This window comes from Streptomyces sp. NPDC038135 (genome assembly GCF_055601245.1).
In genome coordinates this window covers 92,109-118,990 of record NZ_JBVJXS010000014.1, presented here as the reverse complement: position 1 = coordinate 118,990, position 26,882 = coordinate 92,109, and the positions used below count along the sequence as shown (strand labels likewise).

Genomic DNA, 26,882 nt, shown 5'->3' with positions numbered 1-26,882 from the left:
CCCCGGGTGACGGTTCACCCGGGGTTCAGGCGATAGTGGAGTACGTGACTGCCGTACCTCAACCCCGTTCCGAAGCCGCCGCACCCAGCCGGTCCGGCCGGCGGAGCCTCGCCGTGGCCCTGCTGTGCGGTGCGCTCGGCGCGGCCGTGACCCTGCTCGCGACCCGGCAGCGCTGGTCGGAGGGCACCGCCACGGTGGCCGGCGGCGCGTTCCCGCTGACCGCGAAGGGCAGCGACGTCACGGGCGTCCCCGCGGCCCTCGCCATAGTGGGCCTGGCCGCGCTCGTCGCCGTCTTCGCCGTCCGCCGGGCCGGCCGCCTCGCCGTCGCCGCGCTGCTCGCGCTCAGCGGCGCCGGCATCGTCGCCGCCGCGTTCACCGGCGCCTCCGACGGCTCCGCGCTGGACGAGAAGGCCGCCGAGACCACCGGCGACACCTCGGCCGCGGTGACCGCACTCACGCACACCGGCTGGCCCTGGGTGGCCGCCGCAGGCGGCGTCCTGATCCTGCTCGCCGGACTGCTGGCGCTGCGCTACGGCACCCTGTGGCCCGCCATGTCCGGCCGCTACGAGCGCGGCTCGGAACGCCCGCGCCGCAAGGCGGCGCCCGCCGACCCCGACCGCCCCGAGGAGATCTGGAAGGCCCTCGACCGCGGCGAGGACCCCACCGGCGCCTGAGGCCGCGCCCGCCGCCCCCGCCGGATGTGGCGAACCAGACGCCACCCCCGCGTCCGGCACGCGTGTGCGTACGGGACAATGGAGTAAGAGCGCCCGGCACGGACGGTGACGCGCTCGGAACCGTACGGACACGTACTTCGACACGTACAAGCAACGAGGAGCAAGTCATGGCGGGCAGCAGCCACGGTCACACCCCGGCCGCCTGGACCGGCGTCATCATCGCCTTCATCGGTTTCTGCGTCGCGGGTGCCTTCATGGTGATGGCCCAGCCGGTCGGCTTCTGGGCGGGCATGGTGATCGTGCTCCTCGGCGGCGTCGTCGGCGCCGCCATGCGCGCCATGGGCCTCGGCCAGCCGAAGCAGTCGCACACCACGCCGCACGTGGCCCGCGCCGCGACCCGCGAGCCGGCCGGCGTCGAGGGCTGAGCCCCACCGCAGCGCATCCCGCGAGGGGCGGCCCCACCGGACGCGGTGGGGCCGCCCCTCGCGCGCGTGCCGCCGGCACGCGGGGCACAATGCCGACGTGAACCCCGACAGCGGCATCGCCCCGCGCACCACGCCCAGCACCCCCTGGAGCCGGCTCGCCGTCCCGGCCGGTGTCCTCGCGGCCGTCGCCGGGGCCTTCGCCTACGTCGGCACCGTCGACCCCAACGAGCCCGGCCACTACCCGGTGTGCCCGCTCTACTACCTGACCGGGCTGTACTGCCCCGGCTGCGGCGGACTGCGCAGCGCCCACGCCTTCGTCCACGGCGACTTCCTCACCGCACTGCAGGACAACGCGGCGGGGGTGGCCGCCTACCTGGGCTTCGCGGTGCTCTGGACCGTCTGGGCGGTGCGCGCGGCGCGCGGCCGGGCGGTGCGGTTCGAACCGGGGCGGGTCCGGATGTGGGCCGTCGGCGCGCTGCTGCTGGTGTTCACCGTTGTCCGGAACCTGCCGTTCGGCGGCTGGCTGCATCCTTGATCGACGGTGAACGTCCAGGTAATGGGACCGGCGTCCACCGGATGCGGGGCCTCGGCCGTCCTGCGGATACCATCGCAAGTGACCACAGGTTTCGGAACCTGAAGGAACGACCGTCTGAAAGGGGGCCGCTCGCGTGAGTGTGCTCGACGAGATCATCGACGGAGTCCGTGCCGACCTCGCGGAGCGGCAGGCGCGCGTCAGCCTCGACGAGCTCAAGGAGCGCGCGGCGAAGGCCCGCCCCGCCAAGGACGGAGTGGCCGCGCTCAAGGGCGACGGCGTCAAGGTCATCTGCGAGGTCAAGCGGTCCAGCCCCTCCAAGGGCGCGCTGGCGGCGATCGCCGACCCGGCCGGGCTCGCGGCGGACTACGAGGCGGGCGGCGCCGCCGTCATCTCTGTCCTCACCGAGCAGCGCCGCTTCGGCGGCTCGCTGGCCGACCTGGAGGCGGTCCGCGCCCGCGTGGACATCCCCGTCCTGCGCAAGGACTTCATCGTCACGTCGTACCAGCTCTGGGAGGCCCGGGCGTACGGCGCCGACCTCGCACTGCTGATCGTCGCCGCCCTGGACCAGCCGGCCCTCGAGTCGCTGATCGAGCGCGCCGTCTCCATCGGACTCACCCCGCTGGTCGAGGTGCACGACGAGGACGAGGTCGAGCGGGCGGTGGACGCGGGCGCCAAGGTCATCGGCGTCAACGCGCGCAACCTGAAGACCCTGCGCGTCGACCGCGGCACGTTCGAGCGGGTGGCCCCGGAGATCCCCGACCACCTCGTCAAGGTCGCCGAGTCCGGAGTGCGCGGTCCGCACGACCTCATCGCCTACGCCAACGCCGGCGCCGACGCGGTGCTGGTCGGCGAGTCGCTGGTCACCGGCCGCGACCCGAAGGCCGCCGTGTCCGACCTGGTCGCCGCCGGCGAGCACCCCGCGCTCCGGCACGGGCGGGGCTGACCTCCGGCTAAGCTGGTTCCGATGACGCTTCCGATCACCCCGGCGACGCGGGACCCCTATGCCCGCCTCGCCCGCGGCTGCCGGCCCCGTGGCTGCCGTGCCCCCGCGCGGCGGGTGCACGGGCGGCGGGTCCGCTATGTGATCGGCGACGAGCCCGGTCAGGTGAACGGCATGCGATGGCGTCCCTCCGCGTGCGCTTCACCTGCGGTGAGCTGAGCCGACGGTTCTTGTGAACGCCGTCTGATCCGCACCCTCGGTCGGGCGGACCGCCCGGGGGGCTCCGCCCCCCCGAACCCCGGCCTTCGCCCACCCACCACCCGACTCGGGCCCTTGAGGCAAGTGCCTCGCCGGCACCGACCGGCAGGCGCGGGTGTCGTGGGAGGCACCGCTGAGGGCAGCGCGCGCGTACTCGTACCCCAAGTCCAGCAACCCGGGGCCTGAGCCCCTGCGAGGTATCCGTATGCCCAGCGAGTTCTTCATTCCCGATCCCACCGGCCAGGTGCCCAGCGCCGAGGGCTACTTCGGGGCGTTCGGCGGCAAGTTCATCCCGGAGGCGCTCGTCGCCGCCGTGGACGAGGTCGCCGTCGAGTACGACAAGGCCAAGGCCGACCCCGAGTTCGCCCGCGAGCTCGACGACCTGATGGTGAACTACACCGGCCGGCCCAGCGCGCTGACCGAGGTGCCGAGGTTCGCCGAACACGCCGGCGGCGCCCGCGTCCTCCTCAAGCGGGAGGACCTGAACCACACCGGCTCGCACAAGATCAACAACGTGCTCGGCCAGGCCCTGCTCACCAAGCGCATGGGCAAGTCCCGCGTCATCGCCGAGACCGGCGCCGGCCAGCACGGTGTCGCCACCGCCACCGCCTGCGCGCTCTTCGGCCTCGAATGCACCATCTACATGGGCGAGGTCGACACCGAGCGGCAGGCCCTCAACGTCGCCCGCATGCGCATGCTCGGCGCCGAGGTCGTGGCCGTGAAGTCCGGCAGCCGCACCCTGAAGGACGCCATCAACGAGGCGTTCCGGGACTGGGTCGCCAACGTCGACCGCACCCACTACCTCTTCGGCACCGTGGCCGGCCCGCACCCCTTCCCGGCCATGGTCCGCGACTTCCACCGGGTCATCGGCGTGGAGGCGCGGCGGCAGATCCTGGAGCGCGCCGGGCGGCTGCCCGACGCCGCGATCGCCTGCGTCGGCGGCGGCTCCAACGCCATCGGCCTCTTCCACGCCTTCATCCCCGACGAGGACGTGCGCCTCATCGGCTGCGAGCCCGCCGGACACGGCATCGAGACCGGCGAGCACGCGGCCACCCTCACCGCCGGCGAGCCCGGCATCCTGCACGGCTCCCGCTCCTACGTCCTGCAGGACGACGAGGGCCAGATCACCGAGCCGTACTCCATCTCGGCCGGTCTGGACTACCCGGGCATCGGCCCCGAGCACTCCTACCTCAAGGACTCCGGCCGCGGCGAGTACCGCGCGGTCACCGACGACGCCGCCATGCAGGCGCTGCGCCTGCTGTCGCGCACCGAGGGCATCATCCCGGCCATCGAGAGCGCCCACGCCCTCGCCGGCGCCCTGGAGGTCGGCAGGGAGCTGGGTCCGGACGGCCTGATCGTCGTCAACCTGTCCGGCCGCGGCGACAAGGACATGGACACCGCGGCACGCTACTTCGGCCTCTACGACACCGACGCCGAGGTGGCCGCCAACGAAGCCGACACCGCAGAGATCGAGGGGGACGCCAAGTGAGCGGCAACATCCGGCTGTTGACGGACACCCTCGCCGCCGCGAAGGCGGAGGGCCGGTCCGCGCTCATCGCCTACCTGCCGGCCGGGTTCCCGACCGTGGACGGCGGCATCGAGGCGATCAGGGCCGCGTTCGACGGCGGCGCGGACGTCGTGGAGGTGGGCCTGCCGCACAGCGACCCCGTCCTGGACGGCCCGGTCATCCAGACCGCCGACGACATCGCCCTGCGCGGCGGGGTCAGGATCGCCGACGTCATGCGCACGGTCAGGGAGGCCCACGAGACCACCGGCAAGCCCGTGCTCGTGATGACGTACTGGAACCCCATCGACCGCTACGGCGTCGAGCGCTTCACCGCCGAGCTGGCCGAGGCGGGCGGCGCGGGCTGCATCCTGCCCGACCTGCCGGTCCAGGAGTCGGCCCTGTGGCGGGAGCACGCCGACAAGCACGGCCTCGCGACCGTCTTCGTCGTCGCCCCCAGCAGCAAGGACGAGCGTCTGGCGCGGATCACCGAGGCGGGCAGCGGCTTCGTCTACGCGGCCTCGCTGATGGGCGTCACCGGCACCCGCGCGTCCGTCGGCGCGCAGGCGCAGGACCTGGTGGAGCGCACCCGCGCCACCGGCACCGGGCTCCCGGTGTGCGTGGGACTCGGCGTCTCCAACGCGGCCCAGGCCGCCGAGGTCGCCGGGTTCGCCGACGGAGTCATCGTCGGCTCGGCGTTCGTCAAGCGGATGCTGGACGCCCCCGACCACGCGGCCGGGCTCGAAGCGGTGCGCGCGCTCGCCGGCGACCTGGCCAAGGGCGTGCGCGGACAGGCGTAAGCGTCCATAGGCGGAGTGATCCGTTCACAACGGAAGAATCGGTCACCCGAACGGGTGGACCTCGGGTCGGGGAGGCGCGCTGCGCCTCCCCGGTTCGTTCTGGGGGTGTGAGCGAGAAGAACCGTGACGGAAAGCGCACCGCCCGTGAGCGGATTGCGGCGGATCGCAAGAAGCAGAAGGCCGCCGAGCGGCGGCGCCGCACGCTGATCGTGGGCGCGAGCGTCGTCTGCGTCCTGGGGCTCGCGGCGGTGATCGGCGTGATCGCCGCCAACTCGGGCAAGGGCAAGAAGAGCAGCACCGCCTCCGGGCCCGTCGTGGTGCCCTCGGGCGCCCGGGGCCAGAACAGCCTCGCGATCCCGGTCGGCAAGGACGGCGCCAGATCGACGCTCACGGTCTGGGAGGACTTCCGCTGCCCCGCCTGCATGGCCTTCGAGGCGCGGTACCGGCCGACGCTGCACGAGCTGACCGACGCGAGCAAGCTCAAGGTCGACTACCACCTGGTCCGGCTGATCGACGGCAACCTCCGCGGCACGGGCTCGCTGCGCGCGGCGAACGCCGCGGCCTGCGCCCAGGACGCCGGGAAGTTCCGCGACTACCACGACGTGCTGTACGCGAACCAGCCCCAGGAGACCGACGACGCCTTCGGGAACAACGCCAAGCTGATCCAGCTCGCCGGAAAGGTGAAGGGCCTCGACACCCCGGCGTTCCGCGCGTGCGTCAACAAGGGCACCCACGACGGCTGGGTGAACAAGTCGCACCAGGCGTTCCAGACCGGCGGCTACGGCAGCACGCCCACCGTCCTGCTGGGCGGCAAGAACATCTACGCCGACCAGACGATGACCCCGGAGAAGCTGAAGCAGATGGTGGAACAGGAGAACAAGGGGTGAGTGTTTCCCACGCCCCCGTTATGGACCCGTAGCCCGTCCGCTTGCCGTCCGCCCGGGCCGGCACGGTAGCGTCGACCCTGCCATGGAACTTGCCTACATCCCCAGCCCGTCGCACGGGGTGCTGTATCTCGGCCCCATCCCGCTGCGCGGCTACGCCTTCTGCATCATCATCGGCGTCTTCATCGCCGTCTGGCTCGGCAACAAGCGCTGGGTCGCGCGGGGCGGACGGTCCGGCACGGTCGCCGACATCGCCGTCTGGGCCGTGCCCTTCGGCCTGGTCGGCGGCCGCCTCTACCACGTGATCACGGACTACGAGCTGTACTTCGGCGAGGGCCGTGACTGGGTGGACGCCTTCAAGGTGTGGGAGGGCGGCCTGGGCATCTGGGGCGCGATCGCACTGGGCGCGCTCGGTGCCTGGATCGGCGCGCGGCGCCGGGGCATCCCGCTGCCCGCCTACGCCGACGCCGTCGCGCCCGGCATCGCTCTCGCGCAGGCCATGGGCCGCTGGGGCAACTGGTTCAACCAGGAGCTGTACGGGCGTGAGACGCACGTCCCCTGGGCGCTGCACATCACCTCCTCCGAGGGCGGCCGGGTGCCGGGCTACTACCACCCGACCTTCCTCTACGAGTCCCTGTGGTGCATCGGCGTCGCCCTCCTGGTCATCTGGGCCGACCGGCGCTTCAGGATGGGCCACGGCCGGGCCTTCGCCCTGTACGTCGCCGCGTACTGCGTGGGCCGCGCCTGGATCGAGTACATGCGCGTCGACGACGCCCACCACATCCTGGGTCTGCGCCTCAACGACTGGACCGCGCTGATCGTCTTCCTGCTCGCGGTCGCGTACATGGTCGTGTCGGCCAGGAAGCGGCCCGGACGCGAAGCGGTGGTCGAGCCGGGCGTCTCCGACGGCGGGACCGCGGGCGCCGAGGCCGCGACCGGGGACGCCGCCGGCGAGGGCACCGTGGCCAGGGCCGCGGACGGGACGGGCGACGGCACCGGGCACAAGGCCGAGGGCACAGCCGAGGAGAAGGCCGGTGGCAAGGCCGCGGTCAAGGCCGCGGACGACCCCCGGGATCCCGCCGATGCGGATGCCGTGCCGGCGAAGGACGAGGCGGAGTCGGCGAAGAAGGGCTGACGGCCGATGGGCAGTCGCCGAAGGGCGCTCCGGATCTTCCGGAGCGCCCTTCGCCGTGTCCGGCCCGCGTGTGCCGCCGGACCGGCGGCGGTCAGTCCCGGCGCGCCAGCGACAGCGTCCGCCGCGCGGCGGCCACCACCGCCGCGTCGACGAAGCGGCCGTCGGGCAGGGCCTGGGCGCCCTGGTCCGCGGCCGCCGCCTTGATGATCGTCTCCGCGTGCTCCAGCTCCGCCGGGGTGGGGAGGTAGGCCCGCTCGATGACCGGGAGCTGCCGCGGGTGGATCGCCGCGCGGCCGAGGAAGCCCAGGGCCCGGCCCCGGGCGCAGGAGGCGGCGAGGCCGTCCAGGTCGCGGATGTCGGGGTGGACGGACTGCGGCGGCGGGGGCAGCCCGGCGGCCCGGGCGGCGACCACCACCCGGGAACGCGGCCAGTCGAGGCCCGCGTCGGCCCGTACGCCCAGGTCGGCGCGGAGATCGGACTCGCCGAGCGAGATGCCCCGCAGGGACGGGTGGGCGGCGGCGATGGCGTAGGCGTGCTCGATGGCCAGGGCCGACTCCAGCAGCGCGTACAGCGGGCGGGCGGCGGCCACGGCGACCTGTCTGACCTGCCCGGCGCAGCTCACCTTCGGCAGCCGCAGCCCGGTCACGCCCGGCAGCGCGGCCAGGGCCGCGAGATCCGCGGCCGCCCAGGGGCCGTCCAGGGCGTTGACCCGGACGTGGACCGGGACCCGCTGCGGCTCGGCCAGCCGCTCGGCCGTGGCCGCCCGGGCGTACTCCTTGCGGTCGGGGGCGACCGCGTCCTCCAGGTCGATCACCACCACGTCGGCGCCCCAGGCCAGCGCCTTGGTCACGACGTGCGGACGGTCGCCGGGGGCGTACAGCCAGGTCAGCGGGAACGCTGTCACAGCGCGCCCTCCTCACGCAGGGCGCGCAGCTCGTCCGGGCCGAGGCCCAGCTCGCCGAGGACCGCGTCGGTGTCGGCGCCGTGCGGGCGGCCGGCCCAGCGGATCGCCCCGGGCGTGCCGGACAACCGGAAGAGGACGTTCTGCATGCGCAGCGGACCGAGCTCCGGGTCGTCGACCGTGGTGACGGTGTCCAGGGCCTGGTACTGGGGGTCGGCCAGGACGTCCCGGACGTCCTGGACCGGAGCCACCGCCGCCTCCGCCTTCTCGAAGGCCGCGAGCACCTCGGCGCGGTCGCGGACCGCGATCCAGCTCCCGACCGCCTCGTCCAGCACGTCGGCGTGCGCGGCCCGCTGCACGCCCGTGGCGAACCACGGCTCCTCGATCAGCTCCGGGCGGCCCACCAGCCGCATCACCCGCTCCGCCACCGACTGGGCGGAGGTGGAGACGGCGACCCAGGCGCCGTCGGCGGTGCGGTAGGTGTTGCGCGGGGCGTTGTTCGCGGACCGGTTGCCGGTGCGCTCCTGGACGTAGCCGAGCTGGTCGTACCAGGTGGGCTGGGGGCCGAGGACCGCGAGGATCGGCTCGATGATCGCCATGTCCACGACCTGGCCCTCACCGGTGCGGTCCCGGCCGGCCAGCGCTGTCAGCACCGCGTAGGCCGTGGCGAGGGCCGCGATCGAGTCGGCGAGGCCGAAGGGCGGGAGCGTCGGCGGTGCGTCGGGTTCGCCGGTGAGCGCGGCGAAGCCGCTCATCGCCTCGGCGAGCGTGCCGAAGCCGGGCCGGTGCGCGTACGGGCCGAACTGGCCGAAGGCCGTGACCCGGGCGAGGACCAGCCGCGGATTGGCGGCGGACAGCTCAGGCCAGCCCAGGTCCCACTTCTCCAGGGTGCCGGGGCGGAAGTTCTCGATCACCACGTCGGCGGTGGCCGCCAGCCGCAGCAGGGTGGCGCGGCCGCCGGGCCGGGACAGGTCGAGGGTGATCGCGCGCTTGTTGCGCCCGAGCACCTTCCACCACAGGCCGACGCCGTGCTTCGCCGGGCCGTGGCCCCGGGACGGATCGGGCCGCCCCGGATGCTCCACCTTGATCACCTCGGCGCCGAAGTCGCCGAGCAGGGTGGCCGCCATGGGGCCGGCGAAGAGGGTGGCCAGGTCCAGGACCCGCAGGCCGTCGAGGGGACGGGGGCGCTTGTTCTCGGGGTGCGTGCTCATGCGTGGTACTGCGCCTCGATCTCCGGGCGGTACGGCATCGACGCCGACGCGCCCTCCCGCTGCACGGACAGGGACGCGGCGGCCGCCGCCCAGGACAGTGCCTCGCGCACCGGTTTCTCCTCGGCCAGGGCCACCGCGAGCGTTCCGGCGAAGGTGTCGCCCGCCCCGGTGGTGTCGACGGCCCTCACCTGCGGCGCCGGCACCACCAGCGGCTCGGCGCCCCGGGCCAGGTACAGGCAGCCGGTCGCGCCCAGCGTGACGACGACCTCCGGGATCAGCTCCGTCAGCGCGGCCGCGGCCGCCTGGGGGTCGGTACGGCCGGTGAGGGTGACGGCCTCGTACTCGTTGGCGACCAGCAGGTCGGTGGCCTCCAGGAGATCGGGAGGCAGCGGCTGGGCGGGGGAGGGGGTGAGGACCGTGCGGACCCCGTGCCGTCGTGCCGCCTCCGCCCCGGCGACCACCGCGGCCAGCGGGATCTCCAGTTGGAGCAGCAGGGCGTCGGCGGAGGCGATGACGCCCTCGTCGCCGGGGGCGAGGTGGTCGACGGTGCCGTTCGCGCCGGGGATGACGACGATGGAGTTGCCGCCCTCGTCGTCCACCACGATGTGCGCGGTGCCGGACGGGCCCTCCACGGTGCGCAGGAAGTCGGTGTCCGCGCCCGAGTGTTCCAGCGTCTCGCGCAGGCGGACGCCGAAGGCGTCGTTGCCGACCGCGCCGATCATCGAGACGGTGGCGCCGGCCCGCGCCGCGGCGATGGCCTGGTTGGCGCCCTTGCCGCCGGGGACGGTGCGGAACTCCCGGCCCGTCACGGTCTCGCCGCGCTGCGGGGCCTTGTCCACATAGGTGACGAGGTCCATGTTCGTGCTGCCGAGGACGGCGATGTGGGTCATGGGCGGGTCGCCTCCAGATGCGTGAGCCGGGCGAGGGTGTCGAAGCCGGTGCCGTCGAAGTCGCCGACGGTGGTGGCGAGCCGGTTCTTCAGCGGGGCCCGCCAGCGGTCGGGGAGCGCCTCCGGGGTGCCGGCCAGGAGGCCGGCGACGCTGCCGGCGGCCGCCCCGTTGGAGTCCGTGTCCCAGCCGCCGGACACGGCACGGCACACGGAGCCGCCGAAGTCGCCGTCCGCGTGGCTGAGGGCGGCGACGGTCAGGGCGGTGTTGGGGATGGCGTGGACCCAGTGGTGGGTGGCCGCGTAGGCGGCGTGCAGTTCGTCCACCACGTCGTCGAAGTCCTCGTGCCGCGCGGCCAGCCCGAGCGCGTGGTCGATGGCCCTCGCCAGCCGTGAGCGCTCCGGCACCACCGTGCGGCCGGTGCGCAGGCAGGCGTGCACGTCCGTGTCGCCGCCGGCCGCCGCGGCGAGGGTGGCGGCCGTGAACATCGCCGCGTACACGCCGTTGGCGGTGTGGGTGAGCAGCGCGTCGCGGTGCGCCTGTTCGGCGGCGGCCGCGGGGTCGCCGGGGTTGGTCCAGCCGTGGACGTCGGCGCGGATCAGGGCGCCGATCCACTCGCGGAAGGGGTTGCGGTGCCGCGCGGTGTGCGGGGGCTCGATGCCGCTGAGCAGGTTGCGGAAGGCGACGCGCTCGGCGGTGAAGGCGCGGCCGGGCGGGAGTTCGTCCAGCCAGAGCGCCGCCACGTCGGCGGTGCTGAAGCCCCGGCCGTGGCGGCGCAGCAGGAGGAGCCCCAGCAGCGGATAGTTGAGGTCGTCGTCCTCGGGCATGCCGTCGATGTTCTCGGCGAGGGACGTCGGCGCCGAGCGGCGGTTCCACGGGTACTGGGCGAGCAGGTCCGCGGGGACGCCGCGGGCGGTGAACCAGGTGGTCAGCGGCCAGTTGCCGGTGGCCCTCGCGAGGGCCCGGATGCCGTCGAGGGGGAGTTTCTCGACGGGCTTGCCGAGGAGGCAGCCGGCCGCCCTGCCCAGCCAGGCCGCCTCCAGGGCGAGGGGCGTGGTCCGCCCGCGGGGCCGCGCGGCGGGCCAGTCGGGGCAGGCGGCCCGGATGCCGGCCAGGTCCGTCGGCTCGTCCTCGGCCAGCCTGCTCGGCAGGTCGGCCAGCTCGTCCAGCAGGTCCTCCGCCAGGAGGCGCAGATAACGCGAGGCGCGCTGCGGCGAGGCCCCCGCCCGCTCCGGGGCCGCCGGGCCCCCGGCCGCCCGCCACCGCGCCTCGATCCGCGCCGGCTCCCGCCCGTCCAGGCGGGCCTGGACGAGTTCGTGGCCCAGCAGGTCCTCGGGCTGCACCCAGGTCAGTCGGAGCACGAGGTGCCTCCCAGCGCCGCGAACGCCCGCTCGTGCGCCCGCCTGCGGTCCACGTCCCGCCGGAAGATCTCGCGGGCGACCCCGGCGAGCGTGCGGGCCGGTTCCCACAGGTCCAGGCGGCTGGCCTCCGCCACCGTCTTCGCCCAGTCCTCGGGGACCGGCGAGCCCAGCGCTCCGGCGAGCGCGCCGGCCATCGTGGCGATCGAGTCGCAGTCGCGCCCGTAGTTGACCGAGCCCAGCACCGCGTGGCGGTAGTCCCCGCCGGCGACCAGCAGCATGCCGAGGGCCACCGGGAGTTCCTCGATGGAGTGCAGCCGGGAGGGACGCCGGGCGCCGAGGGAGGGGGAGCGGTAGTCGGGGCCGACCGTGTCGTACGGGGCCACCGCCGCCCGCAGCGGGGCCAGCGCCGACTCGAAGTCCCGGTGCCCGCGCGCCGCTTCGCAGACCTTCTCGATCGCCGCGCGCGTGCCGTCCTTCGCCAGGCCGAGACAGGCGGTCACCACGGAGTCCGGGGTGGCGTCCGGAGCGACGGCGGCGGCGACCGCGGCGGCGAAGACCCCGGCCGCCTCGCGGCCGTACGACGACTGGTGCGCACCCGCGACGTCCAGCGCCTCGGCGTACGCGGCGGCCGGGTCGGCCGCGTTGACCAGGCCGACGGGGGCCATGTACATCGCCGCTCCGCAGTTGACGATGTTGCCGACGCCCGCCTCCCGCGGATCCACGTGGCCGTACGCCAGCCGGGCCACCAGCCACTTCTCGGCGAGGAAGAGGCGGTGCAGCGGCAGCGTCTCGGTCTCCAGCTCCGGGATCCAGCGCGGGTTCGTCATCAGGTCCGGGACGAGGTGGTCGGCGACCGCGTACGCGTCGAGGTGGTCGCGGACCCGGGCGTAGACCCGGACCAGCGCGTGGGTCATCAGGGTGTCGTCGGTGACGTGGCCGTCGCCCTTGTGGTACGGGGCGATGGGGCGGGCGGTGCGCCAGTCCTCGCCGTGCCAGGGGCCGACGACGCCGTGGACGCGGCCGCCGTGGCGGTCGGTGATCTGTTCCGGGGAGTAGCCCTCGACGGGGCCGCCGAGCGCGTCGCCGACGGCCGCCCCGACCAGGGCGCCGGTGATCCGGTCGTCGAGGCCGCTCAGCCGCGCCGGACCCGGCCCGCTGCTTTCTTCTCCTTTGGGCGTCATGCCCGAATCATCCTCCCGGTCGGGCCCGGTGCGCGGCTTCCAGGAGCCCGGCGAGTTCCACCAGGTCGGTGCCGGTGAGCCGGGGCAGGGCGCAGCCGGACAGGGTGCGGCAGGCCTCCCGCCAGGCGGCCGGGACGGCCGCGCCGCCCTCCAGGGCCCCGGTGAGCGCGCCGGCGAGGGCCGGGGCGGAGTCGGCGACCCGGGACAGGCACGCGGCGGTGGGGACGGCCTCGGCGATACGGCCGCGGGCGGCGGTGGCGAGGGCGAGCGCGACGGGGACCGTCTCGGCGGCGGCGATGCCGTAGCTGTAGACGTGGTCGACGATCTGGTGCTCCAGGAGCGGGACGAGGGCGAAGGCGCCGTCGCTGTCCCGGGCCAGGGCGAGGGCGTGCCGGGCGTTGCGGCCGATCTCCGTCCCCTCGGGGAGCTCGGCGAGCGCGGCCGCGACGCAGGCGTCCGTGTCCGCTCCGGCGAGGGCGAGGGCCACGGCCGCCGCCATCGCGCGGGCGCCGTGCACCCCGTCGCCGTCCTGGGTGTAGCGGGCGTCGAACTCGGCCAGGTCCGCCGCGCGTTCCGGGTCGCCGGGATGGGCCACGGCGAGCACGCAGGCGCGCACACAGGCCGCGTCGTCGAAGTAGTGCGGGTTGTCGTGGCCGGTGGCGGGCGGGCGCAGCCCGGTGGCGAGGTTGCCGAGACCGGCCCGGACGGAGATACGGGCGCGCAACGGGAGCACGGCCGACTCGATCTCGGGGGCGCGTTCCGCCGCCGCGGCGACCTCGGCGGCGACCGCGGTCCAGGTGAGGTCGATCGCGGCGCGCATCCGGCGCTCCCGGCTGAGGTCCCCGAGCACGTCGTCGTCACCGGCCCGCAGGACGGCCTCCGCGGCGAACGCCGCCCACTCGGCGTCGTCGGAGGGGCCGAGGCGGAGGGGTTCCGGCGGCTGGTTGAGGGCGATCGGCACCGGCAGGGTGGTGGTGGCGTTCTGCTCGGCGAACGTGTCCAGCTCGCGGGTGAGGCGCCGGGTCCACTCGGGCATACGGGCAGCCCGGTGCCGCGCGGCGGGCCAGCCGGCGGCGTCCCCGGCGGCGAGCCCCAGCAGCAGCCCTTCGACACGGCGCCCGGTCATGCCCGGCCCTCGCCGTCTGGCTGCCCGGGGTTCCCGGCCGTCCGCGCGGTGACGGCCTGCGGCGCCGTCGCCGCCGTCCCGGTACCGGCGGTCTCGCGTGGTGCGGCCACGCGCACGGCCGCCGGGCCGGCCCCCGCCGGGGCCGGCGGGAGGGCGGGCGCGGTGTCGCCCGCGTCCCGCGTCGCCGTCACCCGCACCACCTCCCGGATCGCCGTCGGAAGGGAGCCCGGCAGTACCAGCCCCGCCCCCCACTTGCCGCCCTCCTCAGGTACCAGCAGCTCGGCCACGTCCAGCACGTGGTGCCCCGCCATCGAGGGCAGGCAACGGCCGCGGGCCGGGCCGATGGCGGCGGCCCAGTCGGCCGGGATCGCGGCGATGCCCTGGGTGGCGCCGGCGAGGGCGCCCGCCACCGCCGCCGTCGTGTCCGCGTCGCGCCCCATGTTCACCGCCGTGAGCACCGCCGTGCGGAAGTCGCCGTCGGCCGCCGCGTACGCGCCGAAGGCGAGGGCGACCGCCTCGGGGGCCAGGTCGGTCCACGGATAGCCGCCGACGACCACCGCCGAGCGCACCGCCCGTTCGCCGCGGTGGGCGACGGTCACCGCGCGGCGCAGCGAGCGGGCGGTCCAGGAGTCCTCGGGGACGACGGCGAGCGCCGAGGCGATGACCACCGCGGGCGTGGCCCCCGCCATCGCGGCCGCCACGCCCCCCGCGACCGCCTGGCCGCCGTAGATGCCCTCGCCGTCATGGCTGACCGAGCCGTCGATCGCCACCAGCCGGGCCGCCTCGCCGGGGCGCCCGGCGGCGAAGACGCCGAACGGCGCCGCGCGCATCGCGAGGCCGTCGCTCCAGGCGTGCCGGTGCTGGGCGGAGATCGGCGCGGCCAGGCCGCGGCGGAGGTTCTCCAGCGTGCCGCGCTCACTGAAGCCGGCGCCCCGGAACGGGCCCTCGGCCCGGTCGGCGATCCACTCGTGCCAGGCGCTCTCCACGTGGGCCGGGGTGAGCGCCGAGCCGTGCCGGGCCAGCAGCAGACCCGAGAACAGGGCGTACTCGGTGTCGTCCGTGCCGCTCGGCCGCTCGCTCACGTACCCGGTGATCCGGCCCCAGCGGGCGCGGATCTCGGAGGGCTTCAGGTTCTCCGCCGGCGCCCCGAGCGCGTCGCCGACGGCCAGGCCGAGCAGCGCGCCGCGGGCCCGTTCGCGCGGCCCGGGGGCGTCCCCCGGCGCCGGGGACGGGGGAGTGCAGGCGATCGACGCCATGGGCGGCCTCTCCTTCCGCAGGGCCACGGGCCGTCCGCGGGGCCACGGCCTCGTCGCGGATTCCCGTGCGGATGCCCTTTGCGGATGTCTGCCACGGTGACGCCGCGCACGAGCCTGGGACGCCTCCCTGTCACCCGCTCGGCAACTGAGCACTCTTGATCACTGATGAGCGATTTTCGGGGAAAGCGCAGGTAAGCCCAGCCTTTCCTTGCTGGCGCCCGGGAAATTACCGGCGTACGTTCGGTGTTGTCGAAAAATAGAACTCATCCAAAGTTAGCTTTGGCTAAGCTACCTGGGGGACCCCGCGATGGCGATCATCGAGACCGAGGCCGCGCTGCACGAGGCGCACCGCGACAACCACACGCACCGCGACGTCAACGGCGGCTGGCTGCGCCCCGCCGTCTTCGGCGCGATGGACGGCCTGGTCTCCAACCTGGCCCTGCTGACCGGCGTCGCGGGCGGCTCCGTCGGCCACCAGACGATCGTCATCACCGGTCTCGCGGGCCTCGCGGCCGGCGCCTTCTCCATGGCCGCCGGCGAGTACACCTCCGTCGCCTCCCAGCGTGAGCTGGTCGAGGCCGAGCTCGACGTCGAGCGGCGCGAGCTGCGCAAGCACCCGCAGGACGAGGAGGACGAGCTGGCCGCGCTCTACGCGGCCCGCGGCGTCGAGCCGGAACTGGCCCGCGAGGTCGCCCGGCAGCTCTCGAAGGACCCCGAGCAGGCGCTGGAGATACACGCCCGCGAGGAGCTGGGCATCGACCCCGGCGACCTGCCGTCGCCGCTGGTGGCGGCGGTCTCGTCGTTCGGGTCGTTCGCGCTGGGCGCCCTGCTCCCGGTCCTGCCGTACCTGCTCGGCGCGACCGCGCTCTGGCCCGCCGTGCTCCTCGCGCTCGCCGGACTGTTCGCCTGCGGCGCGGTCGTGGCCCGGGTGACCGCGCGCAGCTGGTGGTACAGCGGCCTGCGGCAGCTCGCCCTGGGCGGCGCGGCCGCCGGTGTGACGTACGCCCTGGGCAGCCTGTTCGGAACGGCCGTAGGATGACCCGACTGGAACTTATGCGTCGGACCGCATAAGTAGCCGTTACTCGCTGGTTTCGAACGCTTAACCACCGGGCATGAGCCGTAAGCGCTGGGGGCAATGACGCCTGCGGCGCACTCACGGGACGGGTGAAGACGCTCGCTCCCGTCCCCCAGGGCCGATGGACGCCGATCTGATCGATCTTGTCCCGTTCGGTCCCCACACACTTTCCGTCGCCGGTGCGCGGTACCCGCCGTGACCCCGCGACACCCCCGCCGCAATCCGTGGCGTCCGCATGTTGGAACGGAGTATCCGATTCCCGGGAACCGCTCCATCATGTAACCTGCACGAAATTTCGCACTCCGCAGAGGGCCAACGTCGTCCCTCGGCACCATCACATGCCACATGACGACGACGGGAGAGCCGATGCGTACGCCGCGCCAGCCGTCCCAGCATTCCGCGAATGGCCAGAACTGGTCCTTCATGGATGCTCGCCCTGCTGCGCAGGGTATGTACGACCCCCGCAACGAGCACGACGCCTGCGGCGTCGGCTTCGTCGCCACCCTCACCGGCGAGGCGAGCCATGCGCTGGTCGAGCAGGCGCTGACTGTTCTGCGCAACCTCGAGCACCGCGGCGCCACCGGCTCCGAGCCCGACTCCGGCGACGGCGCGGGCATCCTCTCCCAGGTCCCCGACGCCTTCTTCCGCGAAGTGGCCGGTTTCGACCTTCCCGCGGCGGGCTCCTACGCGGTGGGCATCGCCTTCCTGCCGGAGGACGGCACCGCGGACGTCGTCTCACGGATCGAGACGATCGCGGCCGACGAGGGCCTGACCGTCCTCGGCTGGCGCGAGGTCCCCGTCGCCCCCGAACTGCTCGGCGCGACCGCCCGGTCCACCATGCCGGTCTTCCGCCAGCTCTTCGTCGCCGCCGGCGACGCCGAGGGCATCGCGCTCGACCGCCGGGCCTTCGTGCTGCGCAAGCGCGCCGAGCGGGAGGCCGGTGTCTACTTCCCGTCCCTCTCCGCCCGCACCATCGTCTACAAGGGCATGCTGACCACCGGCCAGCTCGAGCCCTTCTTCCCGGACCTGTCCGACCGCCGCTTCGCCTCCGCGATCGCGCTCGTGCACTCCCGGTTCTCCACCAACACCTTCCCGTCGTGGCCCCTCGCGCACCCCTACCGGTTCGTCGCGCACAACGGTGAGATCAACACCGTCAAGGGCAACCGCAACTGGATGCGCGCCCGCGAGTCCCAGCTCTTCTCCGACCTGTTCGGCTCGGACGAGAAGGCGATCGAGCGCATCTTCCCGGTGTGTACGCCGGACGCCTCCGACTCCGCCTCCTTCGACGAGGTGCTGGAACTGCTGCACCTCGGCGGCCGCTCGCTCCCGCACTCCGTGCTGATGATGATCCCGGAGGCGTGGGAGAACCACGACTCCATGGACCCGGCCCGGCGCGCCTTCTACCAGTTCCACTCCACGATGATGGAGCCCTGGGACGGCCCCGCCTGCGTCACCTTCACCGACGGCACCCAGGTCGGCGCCGTGCTCGACCGCAACGGCCTGCGCCCCGGCCGCTACTGGGTCACCGACGACGGCCTCGTCGTCCTCGGCTCCGAGGTCGGCGTCCTCGACATCGACCCGGCCAAGGTCGTCCGCAAGGGCCGGCTCCAGCCCGGCCGCATGTTCCTCGTCGACACCGCCGAGCACCGCATCATCGAGGACGACGAGATCAAGGCGTCCCTCGCCGCCGAGAAGCCGTACGCCGAGTGGCTGGAGGCCGGCGAGATCGAGCTGGCCGACCTGCCCGAGCGCGAGCACATCGTCCACACCCACGCCTCGGTCACCCGCCGCCAGCAGACCTTCGGCTACACCGAGGAGGAGCTGCGCGTCATCCTCGCGCCGATGGCCCGCACCGCGGCCGAGCCGATCGGCTCCATGGGCACCGACAGCCCGATCGCGGCCCTGTCCGAGCGCCCGCGGCTGCTCTTCGACTACTTCACCCAGCTGTTCGCGCAGGTCACCAACCCGCCGCTGGACGCGATCCGCGAGGAGCTGGTCACCTCGCTGCGCTCGTCGCTGGGGCCGGAGGGCAACCTGCTCGAGCCGACCGCCGCGTCCTGCCGCAGCGTCCTGCTGCCCTTCCCGGTGATCGACAACGACGAGCTGGCCAAGCTCATCCACATCAACGCCGACGGCGACATGCCCGGCTTCAAGGCCGCGACCCTCTCCGGCCTGTACCGGGTCTCCGGCGGCGGTGACGCCCTCGCCGCGCGCATCGAGGAGATCTGCGCCGAGGCCGACGCGGCCATCGAGAACGGCGCCCGGCTGATCGTCCTCTCGGACCGCCACTCGGACGCCGAGCACGCGCCGATCCCGTCGCTGCTGCTCACCGCGGCCGTCCACCACCACCTCATCCGCACCAAGCAGCGCACCCAGGTGGGCCTGCTGGTTGAGGCCGGCGACGTCCGCGAGGTCCACCACGTCGCCCTGCTCATCGGCTACGGCGCCGCCGCCGTCAACCCGTACCTGGCGATGGAGTCGGTCGAGGACCTGGTCCGCGCCGGCACCTTCCTGTCGGACATCGAGGCCGAGCAGGCCATCCGCAACCTGATCTACGCCCTCGGCAAGGGCGTGCTGAAGGTCATGTCCAAGATGGGCATCTCCACCGTCGCCTCCTACCGCGGCGCCCAGGTCTTCGAGGCCGTCGGCCTCGACGACGCCTTCGTCGAGAAGTACTTCAACGGCACCGCCACCAAGATCGGCGGCGTCGGCATCGACGTCATCGCCAAGGAGGTCGCCGCCCGCCACGCCAAGGCCTACCCGGCCTCCGGCATCGCTCCCGCGCACCGCGCGCTGGAGATCGGCGGCGAGTACCAGTGGCGCCGCGAGGGCGAGCCGCACCTGTTCGACCCGGAGACGGTCTTCCGGCTGCAGCACTCCACCCGCAGCGGCCGCTACGACATCTTCAAGAAGTACACCGACCGCGTGAACGAGCAGTCCGAGCGCCTGATGACGCTGCGCGGCCTGTTCGGGTTCGACTCCGGCCGGGCCCCGATCCCGGTCGACGAGGTCGAGCCCGTGAGCGAGATCGTCAAGCGCTTCTCCACCGGCGCCATGTCGTACGGCTCCATCTCCAAGGAGGCGCACGAGACCCTCGCCATCGCCATGAACCAGCTGGGCGGCAAGTCCAACACCGGTGAGGGCGGCGAGGACCCGGACCGTCTGTACGACCCGGCGCGCCGCTCGGCGATCAAGCAGGTCGCCTCCGGCCGCTTCGGCGTGACCTCGGAGTACCTGGTCAACGCCGACGACATCCAGATCAAGATGGCCCAGGGCGCCAAGCCCGGCGAGGGCGGCCAGCTGCCCGGCCACAAGGTCTACCCGTGGGTCGCCAAGACGCGTCACTCGACGCCGGGCGTGGGCCTCATCTCCCCGCCGCCGCACCACGACATCTACTCCATCGAGGACCTGGCCCAGCTCATCCACGACCTGAAGAACGCGAATCCGCAGGCGCGGATCCACGTGAAGCTGGTCTCCGAGGTCGGCGTCGGCACCGTCGCCGCCGGCGTCTCCAAGGCGCACGCGGACGTGGTGCTGATCTCCGGCCACGACGGCGGCACCGGAGCCTCCCCGCTGACCTCCCTGAAGCACGCGGGCGGCCCCTGGGAGCTCGGCCTCGCCGAGACCCAGCAGACCCTGCTGCTCAACGGCCTGCGCGACCGCATCGTCGTGCAGACCGACGGCCAGCTCAAGACCGGCCGCGACGTGGTCATCGCCGCGCTGCTCGGCGCCGAGGAGTTCGGTTTCGCGACCGCGCCGCTCGTCGTCTCCGGCTGCGTCATGATGCGCGTCTGCCACCTGGACACCTGCCCGGTCGGCATCGCCACCCAGAACCCGGTGCTGCGCGACCGCTTCGCCGGCAAGGCCGAGTACGTCGTGAACTTCTTCCGGTTCATCGCCGAGGAGGTCCGCGAGATCCTCGCCGAGCTGGGCTTCCGCTCCATCGAGGAGGCCGTCGGCCACGCCGAGGCGCTCGACGTCACCCGGGCCGTCGACCACTGGAAGGCGCAGGGCCTGGACCTGGAGCCGCTGTTCCACGTGCCGGAGCTGCCCGAGGGCGCCGTCCGCCACCAGATCGTCGGCCAGGACCACGGCCTGGAGAAGGCCCTGGACAACGAGCTGATCAAGCTCGCCGCCGACGCGCTCGCCGCCTCGGACGCCACCGAGGCGCAGCCGGTGCGCGCCCAGGTCGCCATCCGCAACATCAACCGCACGGTCGGCACCATGCTCGGCCACGAGGTGACGAAGAAGTTCGGCGGCGCGGGCCTGCCCGAGGACACCGTCGACATCACCTTCACCGGCTCCGCCGGCCAGTCCTTCGGCGCGTTCCTGCCGCGCGGTGTCACGCTCCGCCTGGAGGGCGACGCCAACGACTACGTCGGCAAGGGCCTCTCCGGCGGCCGGATCATCGTCCGCCCGGACCGCGCGGCCGACCACCTCGCCGAGTACTCGACCATCGCGGGCAACACCATCGGCTACGGCGCCACCGGCGGCGAGCTGTTCCTGCGCGGCCGCACCGGCGAGCGGTTCTGCGTCCGCAACTCCGGCGCGCTGGTCGTCTCCGAGGGCGTGGGCGACCACGGCTGCGAGTACATGACCGGCGGTCACGCGGTCGTCCTCGGCCCGACCGGCCGCAACTTCGCCGCGGGCATGTCCGGCGGCATCGCCTACGTCATCGACCTCGACAGCGACAACGTCAACGCCGGCAACGCCGCGGCGGTCGAGGCGCTGGACGACACGGACAGGCAGTGGCTGCACGACGTGGTGCGCCGCCACGCCGAGGAGACCGGCTCCACCGTCGCCGGGAAGCTGCTCGCCGACTGGGACACGGCCGTGCAGCGGTTCAGCAAGATCATCCCCAGCACGTACAAGGCAGTGCTCGCCGCCAAGGACGCCGCCGAGCGAGCCGGTCTCTCCGAGACCGAGACCACCGAGAAGATGATGGAGGCGGCGACCAATGGCTGACCCGAAGGGCTTCCTGAACCACGGCCGCGAGGTCGCCAAGACCCGTCCTGTCGGTGAGCGCGTCAAGGACTGGAACGAGGTCTACGTCCCCGGCTCCCTGCTGCCGATCATCAGCAAGCAGGCCAGCCGGTGCATGGACTGCGGCATCCCGTTCTGCCACAACGGCTGTCCGCTGGGGAACCTGATCCCCGAGTGGAACGACTACGCCTACCGCGAGGACTGGGCGGCCGCCTCCGACCGCCTGCACGCGACCAACAACTTCCCGGAGTTCACCGGTCGCCTCTGCCCCGCCCCCTGCGAGTCGGCGTGCGTGCTCGGCATCAACCAGCCGCCGGTCACCATCAAGAACGTCGAGGTCTCCATCATCGACAAGGCGTGGGAGACCGGGGACGTCGCCCCGCGGATCCCCGAGCGCCTGTCCGGCAAGACCGTCGCGGTCATCGGCTCGGGCCCGGCGGGCCTCGCCGCCGCCCAGCAGCTCACCCGGGCCGGCCACACGGTCGCCGTCTACGAGCGCGCCGACCGCGTCGGCGGACTCCTGCGGTACGGCATCCCCGAGTTCAAGATGGAGAAGCGGCACATCAACCGCCGCATCGAGCAGATGCGCGCGGAGGGCACCCGCTTCCGCACCGGCGTGGAGATCGGCCGCGACCTCGGCGCCCGCGACCTCAAGAAGCGGTACGACGCGATCGTCATCGCCGCCGGCGCCACCACCGCCCGCGACCTGCCGGTTCCCGGCCGCGAGCTCAAGGGCGTCCACCAGGCGATGGAGTACCTGCCCCTGGCCAACAAGGTCCAGGAGGGCGACTACGTCACCACGCCGATCTCGGCCGAGGGCAAGCACGTCGTCGTCATCGGCGGCGGCGACACCGGCGCCGACTGCGTGGGCACCGCCCACCGCCAGGGCGCCGCCTCGGTCACCCAGCTCGAGATCATGCCCCGCCCGAACGACGAGCGGCACGCGATCAACCAGCCCTGGCCGACCTTCCCGATCCTCTACAAGGTCACCTCGGCGCACGAGGAGGGCGGCGAGCGGATCTACGCCGCCTCCACCACCCACTTCGAGGGCGACGAGGAGGGCAACGTCCAGTGGCTGCACCTGGCCGAGGTCGAGTTCGTCGACGGCAAGCTGACCTCCAAGCCGGGCACCGAGCGCAAGATCCCGGCCCAGCTGGTCACCCTCGCGATGGGCTTCACCGGCACGGACCGGGAGAACGGCCTGGTCGAGCAGTTCGGCCTGGAGCTGGACGAGCGCGGCAACATCGCCCGCGACGCCGACTTCCAGACCAACGTGCCGGGCGTCTTCGTCGCCGGTGACGCGGGCCGCGGGCAGTCCCTGATCGTCTGGGCGATCGCGGAGGGCCGCTCGGCCGCCCGCGGCGTGGACCGCTTCCTGACCGGCGCCAGCGAACTGCCGGCCCCGATCCGCCCGACCGACCGCGCGCTGGCGGTCTGACGGGCCCCGAGAAACGTCCCGTACAAAGGCGTACGGAACACCTGACGGCGCCCGCCCCGTCCCCGACCGGACATGGGGCGGGCGCCGTCGCACGTCCGCCCGCGCCGGCTACGGCACCGTGTACGTCTCCCCGTACACCTGCCAGGTCAGCGGGGTGCGCAGCCCCAGGTTCCCCTCGTCGAGGAACCGCCGCTGGGCCGTGTCGACGCGCGTGGTGTCGATGGTGGCCTCCCGGTCCTTCATCGCCGCGCGGCGGATGTCCAGGAAGACGCCGAGGTACTTCTTCTCGCTGCCGCCCAGGGACGGGGAGCCGGCCTTCTCCAGCGCGCGTTCGCGCAGGCCGTAGAAGCCGTCGCGACCGGTGCCGGGGCCGTGGAAGACCATCGCGTCGTAGTAGACGAACTGGCCCAGCGTGCCCAGCCCGTCGAGCTTGGCGAGGCGGACGGCCGGGTCGAAGTAGACGCGGTCGCGCTCCGCGTCCTGCGCCTCGCGGAACGCCGGGAGCCTCGCCTCCGCCTTCCAGGCCGCGGTGAAACCGGGGTCCAGGCCCCGGTGGGAGCCGGTGCCGTCGACCTTTCGCAAGGCCGGCAGATACGGCGCGAGGCCGTTGCCGGGGTGGGCCTTCGTGTACCGCTCGACCAGGGTGAGCAGGTCGTGGGTGCCGGTGCAGAACCCGATGATGCCGGCGGTGTAACCCCGCCCGTCGCCGATGTCCTCGATGTAGCCGTACGCGCTGCGCCAGTCGAGCGTGGAGTTCTCCGCGCTCGCCACGATCTTCTGCGCCAGCTCCTTCGCCGCCGGCGCCGCGAGCCCCGGCGGCGCGTCCGCGATGACCTCCTCGTCCCGGGCCCGCTCCGACTCCGCCCGGGACTTGGCGTCCTCCGGCTCCCGCTGCACGGCGGAGACCCGCTTGTCGACCGCGTCCGCGTCCGAGGAGCCGGAGGAGCCGGCGCCGAGGGCGTAGACCACCGCCGCGAGGGCGACCGGAACGGCCGCGAGCAGCAGGATTCCGGCTCGTCTCATGACAGGTCCCGTCTCTCCATGGCAGTCACCGTACGGCCCGGATCAGACCGCCCCTCCCGTGAGCGCCGGTTCCACCGCCAGCGACGACACCCTGACCGCGGTCAGCGCCACCAGCAGCACCAGCAGCGCCACGCACACGCCCGCCTGGACGAGCGTGCGCCGGCCGTCCCGGGGCGCGTAGGCGTACGCCAGCGTCACCGTGCCGCCGGCCAGCAGGCCGCCGAGGTGCCCCTGCCAGGAGGTCATCCAGGCGGAGACCACCAGCCACACCAGCAGGCCCGTCATGTACTGGTTGACCGCCCGCCGGTCGTAGCCGAGCCGGCGGCCCATGATGTAGTACGCGGCGCCCAGCCCGAAGACGGCGCCGGACGCGCCGACCGTGCGGGTCTCCGGGGCGAGCAGCAGCACCAGCACCGAGCCGCCCAGCGCCGACAGCAGGTACAGGGCGAGGTAGCGGACCCGGCCGAGCTGCGCCTCCACCACCCGGCCGACGTTCCACAGCGCCAGCATGTTGAACAGGATGTGCGTGATGCCGAACGCGCCCTCGGCGGGCGTCAGATGCAGGAACGCGCCGGTCAGCAGCCGGTACCACTCGCCGTGCGCGACGCCCTCGGGCAGATAGCCCGGCGGCACCGAGCCCAGCATGTCGAACCGGTACTCGACCGAGGGCCGGGCCAGCTCGGCGAGATAGGCGAGCACGTTCAGGCCGATCAGGACGTACGTCACCACCGGCACCGCGCTGATCCGGCCGCCGAACGCCGTCCGCGCCTGCCGTACCGAGCGCGTCCCCTCCTTCACGCACTCCACGCACTGGTGACCGACGGCGGCCTCCCGCATACAGGAGGGGCAGATGAAACGGTCGCAGCGGGTGCAGCGGACGTGCGACTCGACCTTGGGGTGACGGAAGCACGTGGTCACGGCGGACTCGGCGGTCACGGCCGGCTCCTCGGGGGTTCACGGGGACAGGGTGAGCCGGTGGGGACGGCGGCGAACAAAATAGCGAACGGCTGTGACGTGAGTGACACCAGGGGGCGGTGATCACGTAGGCTCGGCGGCCTGCCGGAGCCGAGGGGGGACACCATGGCCGTGATCAGCCTGCGCAAGGTGGAGGAGACCGCGCCCGCGCTCGTCGAGCAGTACCGCACGGCCGGCATCTCGCTGCGCAAACACGGACTGGACGGTCTCACCGCCGCCGTCTACCTGGTGATCGACCACTCGGGCTCGATGCGGCCCTACTACCAGGACGGCAGCGTGCAGGCGCTCGCCGACCGGGTGCTCGGCCTGTCCGCGCACCTCGACGACGACGGCCGGGTGCCGGTGGTCTTCTTCTCCACCGACGTCGACGCCGTCACCGACATCGCCCTCGACGGCCACGAGGGCCGCATCGCACGGATCGCGGCCGGACTCGGGCACATGGGCAGGACCAGCTACCACGTGGCCATGGACGCCGTCATCGACCACTACCTCGACAGCGGCGCCACCGACCCCGCCCTGGTCGTCTTCCAGACCGACGGCGGCCCCACCAGCAGGCCCGCCGCCGAACGCCACCTCTGCAAGGCCGCCCGGCTCCCGCTCTTCTGGCAGTTCGTCGGCTTCGGCGACCCGGACAGCCGGCAGTTCGACTTCCTGCGCCGGCTCGACGAACTGCCCGTGCCCGCGAAGCGGGCCGTGGACAACGCCGGCTTCTTCCACGCCGGGAAGGACCCGCGCGAGGTCCCCGACGCCGAACTGTACGACCGCCTCGTCGGCGAGTTCCCGCGGTGGCTGGCGGCCGCACGCGCCGCGGGCATCGTGACCGGCTAGCTCCCGGCACCGCGCCGCCTTCTACGTGTCGCACTCCAGCACCGTCCGGCACAGCCCGCACCGGGCCCGCACCCGGCCCTTGACCGGCAACCGGATCCGCTGCAGACACGTGGGGCACGGAAAGGACACCCGGAGGTCACCGCCCGGACCGGGACCGGCACTGAAGACGTACCCCGCGGCCGGCCGGCCCCCGGACGGATGACGCCGGTCATGGGCGTAGCGGCGCCGGCCCGCCCAGCCCGCCCCGGTCAGCGGCGGCTGCTGCCCGTCCCGCAGCGCCAGCTCCCGGCCCCTGACGTACGCCGAGTACGCCTGCGCACTGGTGAACCACACCCGGGGATCCTCGTCGAACAGCAGCGCCCGCTTCGCGAGGACGTACCCGAATTCCTCCGGCGTGAGATAGCCCAGCTTCTGCGAGGACACCCCGTCCTCGCGGAACGCGTCCAGCAGCAGCCAGCCCGCGCCCAGATAGGCCGCCACCGTGTCCGTCAGGATCTCGTTCTCCGCCGTGGTCGGGAACGCGAGATCCAGACGGTGCAGATACACATGGGTCACCTCGTGGGCGAGCGCCGCTCCGATGTCCCCGCGATGCGTACGGAACCGGTCGTTCAGCTCCACGAAGTACTCCGGGCCCGCCGCCAGTTCGACGTTCGCGGCGTGCGTCATCTCCCGGAAGCCCACCACCAGCCGCGCGTCCGGCAGCCTGAAGTGCCGCACGATCTCCCGCGCCACCCGCTGCGCGCCCAGATGCAGATCGTCGGTGTCGCAGAAGGCCACGTCGGCCGGCGGCACGCTCGCCGAGAACGTCCGCACGGTCTCGTACGACAGCCGCCTGTACAGCGCGGTCACGGCGGCCCGCACCGTCTCCAGATGCGGGTAACCGTGCTCGACCGGTCCGCCGTCCGCCACCTGCGACCCCCAAAGACGCCCGGAACTCCCTCCCACTGTATGCGGGCGCCCACCGCACCGCCCCGCCCGCGACACGCCGTCCCGGCACGGACTGATCGCATGCTGGTCACGCACGATCGCCGGACCGCGCGGCCCTTAGGGTTGACCGCCATGACCATCAGCAACACCGGTACCGGTGACGTCGACCCCGCGGTCCGCCAGGAGCTGGAGCGGCTGCGCGACAGCATCGACAACATCGACGCGGCCGTCGTCCACATGCTCGCCGAGCGCTTCAAGTGCACCCAGCAGGTCGGCCGGCTCAAGGCACGGCACCAGCTCCCGCCCGCCGACCCCGCCCGCGAGGCCCGGCAGATCGAACGCCTGCGCCGCCTCGCCGAGAACGCCAAGCTCGACCCGGCCTTCGCCGAGAAGTTCCTGGGCTTCATCATCGCCGAGGTGATCCGGCACCACGAGTCCATCGCCGGGGACACGGTCGGCGGTCCGTCCGCCACGGCCGGCTGACCCTCCCCGGCGCCGGCCCGCGGGCGCACGGAGCGTGGCCACGGCGGCACGGGGCGCGACACCGGACATATG

23 protein-coding genes and 1 pseudogene are annotated in these 26,882 nt (G+C 73.5%); 14 read left to right on the top strand and 10 right to left on the bottom strand.

Translation table 11 applies throughout. From position 1 onward, the window contains the following. The first annotated feature begins 35 nt into the window (after positions 1 to 35). From ACZ7JA_RS33730 to lgt, 9 genes are all read left to right on the top strand, one after another. Positions 36 to 674 carry a TIGR02234 family membrane protein gene (locus ACZ7JA_RS33730; protein WP_351670406.1) on the top strand — a complete coding sequence of 213 codons (639 nt, stop codon included), beginning with the start codon at positions 36 to 38 and terminating at the stop codon, positions 672 to 674. A 167-nt stretch (positions 675 to 841) separates the two neighbouring features. Beyond that, positions 842 to 1,099, top strand: coding sequence for an HGxxPAAW family protein (locus ACZ7JA_RS33725; protein ID WP_351670403.1), 258 nt, complete (start codon positions 842 to 844; stop codon positions 1,097 to 1,099). A gap of 97 nt (positions 1,100 to 1,196) precedes the next feature. Next, positions 1,197 to 1,634, top strand: a complete 438-nt coding sequence (locus ACZ7JA_RS33720) for a DUF2752 domain-containing protein (RefSeq protein ID WP_351670400.1) — start codon at positions 1,197 to 1,199, stop codon at positions 1,632 to 1,634. Between the two features lie 133 nt (positions 1,635 to 1,767). Further along, the gene (gene trpC, locus ACZ7JA_RS33715; protein ID WP_351670397.1) at positions 1,768 to 2,577 is read left to right on the top strand and encodes an indole-3-glycerol phosphate synthase TrpC; all 810 of its coding nucleotides are present in this window, start codon (positions 1,768 to 1,770) and stop codon (positions 2,575 to 2,577) included. 21 nt (positions 2,578 to 2,598) lie between these two features. Next, entirely contained in the window at positions 2,599 to 2,793 is a 195-nt protein-coding gene (gene trpM / locus ACZ7JA_RS33710; protein ID WP_470812236.1) for a tryptophan biosynthesis modulator TrpM, read from the top strand. Positions 2,794 to 3,037: 244 nt separating this feature from the next. After that, positions 3,038 to 4,321 carry a tryptophan synthase subunit beta gene (gene trpB, locus ACZ7JA_RS33705; RefSeq protein ID WP_351670391.1) on the top strand — a complete coding sequence of 428 codons (1,284 nt, stop codon included), beginning with the start codon at positions 3,038 to 3,040 and terminating at the stop codon, positions 4,319 to 4,321. Next, positions 4,318 to 5,136, top strand: a complete 819-nt coding sequence (gene trpA / locus ACZ7JA_RS33700) for a tryptophan synthase subunit alpha (protein ID WP_470812233.1) — start codon at positions 4,318 to 4,320, stop codon at positions 5,134 to 5,136. The genes trpB and trpA overlap by 4 nt, the downstream gene beginning before the upstream one ends. A 107-nt stretch (positions 5,137 to 5,243) precedes the next feature. After that, a complete protein-coding gene (locus ACZ7JA_RS33695) occupies positions 5,244 to 6,023 on the top strand; it encodes a DsbA family protein (protein ID WP_470812231.1) in 780 nt (259 codons plus the stop codon). An 82-nt stretch (positions 6,024 to 6,105) separates the two neighbouring features. Beyond that, positions 6,106 to 7,155, top strand: coding sequence for a prolipoprotein diacylglyceryl transferase (gene lgt, locus ACZ7JA_RS33690; RefSeq protein WP_470812229.1), 1,050 nt, complete (start codon positions 6,106 to 6,108; stop codon positions 7,153 to 7,155). A 91-nt stretch (positions 7,156 to 7,246) separates the two neighbouring features. On the opposite strand, the gene ACZ7JA_RS33685 is transcribed toward lgt, so the two are convergent. The 7 genes and pseudogenes from ACZ7JA_RS33685 to ACZ7JA_RS33655 all read right to left on the bottom strand — a co-directional run. Further along, complete coding sequence (locus tag ACZ7JA_RS33685) at positions 7,247 to 8,059, bottom strand: HpcH/HpaI aldolase/citrate lyase family protein (RefSeq protein ID WP_351670379.1); 813 nt, start codon at positions 8,057 to 8,059, stop codon at positions 7,247 to 7,249. Beyond that, complete coding sequence (locus tag ACZ7JA_RS33680; protein WP_351670376.1) at positions 8,056 to 9,267, bottom strand: CaiB/BaiF CoA transferase family protein; 1,212 nt, start codon at positions 9,265 to 9,267, stop codon at positions 8,056 to 8,058. The genes ACZ7JA_RS33685 and ACZ7JA_RS33680 overlap by 4 nt, the downstream gene beginning before the upstream one ends. Further along, positions 9,264 to 10,157 (bottom strand): ribokinase, encoded by an 894-nt coding sequence (rbsK, locus tag ACZ7JA_RS33675; RefSeq protein WP_351670373.1) that lies wholly within the window; start codon positions 10,155 to 10,157, stop codon positions 9,264 to 9,266. The genes ACZ7JA_RS33680 and rbsK overlap by 4 nt, the downstream gene beginning before the upstream one ends. Then, complete coding sequence (locus ACZ7JA_RS33670; protein ID WP_351670370.1) at positions 10,154 to 11,515, bottom strand: ADP-ribosylglycohydrolase family protein; 1,362 nt, start codon at positions 11,513 to 11,515, stop codon at positions 10,154 to 10,156. The genes rbsK and ACZ7JA_RS33670 overlap by 4 nt, the downstream gene beginning before the upstream one ends. Then, positions 11,503 to 12,696: an ADP-ribosylglycohydrolase family protein gene (locus ACZ7JA_RS33665; protein ID WP_351670367.1), complete on the bottom strand. Its 1,194-nt coding sequence runs from the start codon at positions 12,694 to 12,696 to the stop codon at positions 11,503 to 11,505. Before ACZ7JA_RS33665 ends, ACZ7JA_RS33670 begins: the two co-directional genes overlap by 13 nt. A gap of 7 nt (positions 12,697 to 12,703) precedes the next feature. After that, positions 12,704 to 14,074, bottom strand: a complete 1,371-nt coding sequence (locus ACZ7JA_RS33660) for an ADP-ribosylglycohydrolase family protein (protein WP_470812226.1) — start codon at positions 14,072 to 14,074, stop codon at positions 12,704 to 12,706. Beyond that, positions 14,050 to 15,078 (bottom strand): annotated as a pseudogene (locus tag ACZ7JA_RS33655) (ADP-ribosylglycohydrolase family protein); the annotation flags it as partial. The pseudogene ACZ7JA_RS33655 and the gene ACZ7JA_RS33660, both read right to left, overlap by 25 nt. 307 nt (positions 15,079 to 15,385) lie before the next feature. Between ACZ7JA_RS33655 and ACZ7JA_RS33650 the strand changes: the two are divergent. The 3 genes from ACZ7JA_RS33650 to ACZ7JA_RS33640 all read left to right on the top strand — a co-directional run bounded on the left by ACZ7JA_RS33650 (position 15,386) and on the right by ACZ7JA_RS33640 (position 22,574). Then, on the top strand, positions 15,386 to 16,117 hold the full coding sequence (locus tag ACZ7JA_RS33650; RefSeq protein WP_351670365.1) for a VIT1/CCC1 transporter family protein: 732 nt from the start codon (positions 15,386 to 15,388) through the stop codon (positions 16,115 to 16,117). Positions 16,118 to 16,519: 402 nt separating this feature from the next. Next, a complete protein-coding gene (gltB, locus tag ACZ7JA_RS33645) occupies positions 16,520 to 21,118 on the top strand; it encodes a glutamate synthase large subunit (protein WP_470812298.1) in 4,599 nt (1,532 codons plus the stop codon). Next, the gene (locus tag ACZ7JA_RS33640) at positions 21,111 to 22,574 is read left to right on the top strand and encodes a glutamate synthase subunit beta (RefSeq protein ID WP_351670362.1); all 1,464 of its coding nucleotides are present in this window, start codon (positions 21,111 to 21,113) and stop codon (positions 22,572 to 22,574) included. The genes gltB and ACZ7JA_RS33640 overlap by 8 nt, the downstream gene beginning before the upstream one ends. Before the next feature lie 108 nt (positions 22,575 to 22,682). Here ACZ7JA_RS33640 and ACZ7JA_RS33635 read toward each other — a convergent pair whose 3' ends face one another. After that, positions 22,683 to 23,597: a chitosanase gene (locus ACZ7JA_RS33635; RefSeq protein ID WP_393431632.1), complete on the bottom strand. Its 915-nt coding sequence runs from the start codon at positions 23,595 to 23,597 to the stop codon at positions 22,683 to 22,685. 42 nt (positions 23,598 to 23,639) lie between these two features. Further along, positions 23,640 to 24,533: a rhomboid family intramembrane serine protease gene (locus ACZ7JA_RS33630; protein ID WP_470812223.1), complete on the bottom strand. Its 894-nt coding sequence runs from the start codon at positions 24,531 to 24,533 to the stop codon at positions 23,640 to 23,642. Positions 24,534 to 24,677: 144 nt separating this feature from the next. Between ACZ7JA_RS33630 and ACZ7JA_RS33625 the strand changes: the two genes are divergently transcribed. After that, complete coding sequence (locus ACZ7JA_RS33625) at positions 24,678 to 25,400, top strand: vWA domain-containing protein (RefSeq protein ID WP_403678215.1); 723 nt, start codon at positions 24,678 to 24,680, stop codon at positions 25,398 to 25,400. 21 nt (positions 25,401 to 25,421) lie between these two features. Here the strand turns inward: ACZ7JA_RS33625 and ACZ7JA_RS33620 are convergent, their stop codons facing one another. Next, entirely contained in the window at positions 25,422 to 26,309 is an 888-nt protein-coding gene (locus ACZ7JA_RS33620; protein WP_351670350.1) for a hypothetical protein, read from the bottom strand. Positions 26,310 to 26,459: 150 nt separating this feature from the next. Here ACZ7JA_RS33620 and ACZ7JA_RS33615 point away from each other — a divergent pair, with 150 nt between their 5' ends. Then, on the top strand, positions 26,460 to 26,810 hold the full coding sequence (locus ACZ7JA_RS33615; RefSeq protein ID WP_351670347.1) for a chorismate mutase: 351 nt from the start codon (positions 26,460 to 26,462) through the stop codon (positions 26,808 to 26,810). Positions 26,811 to 26,882 lie beyond the last annotated feature (72 nt).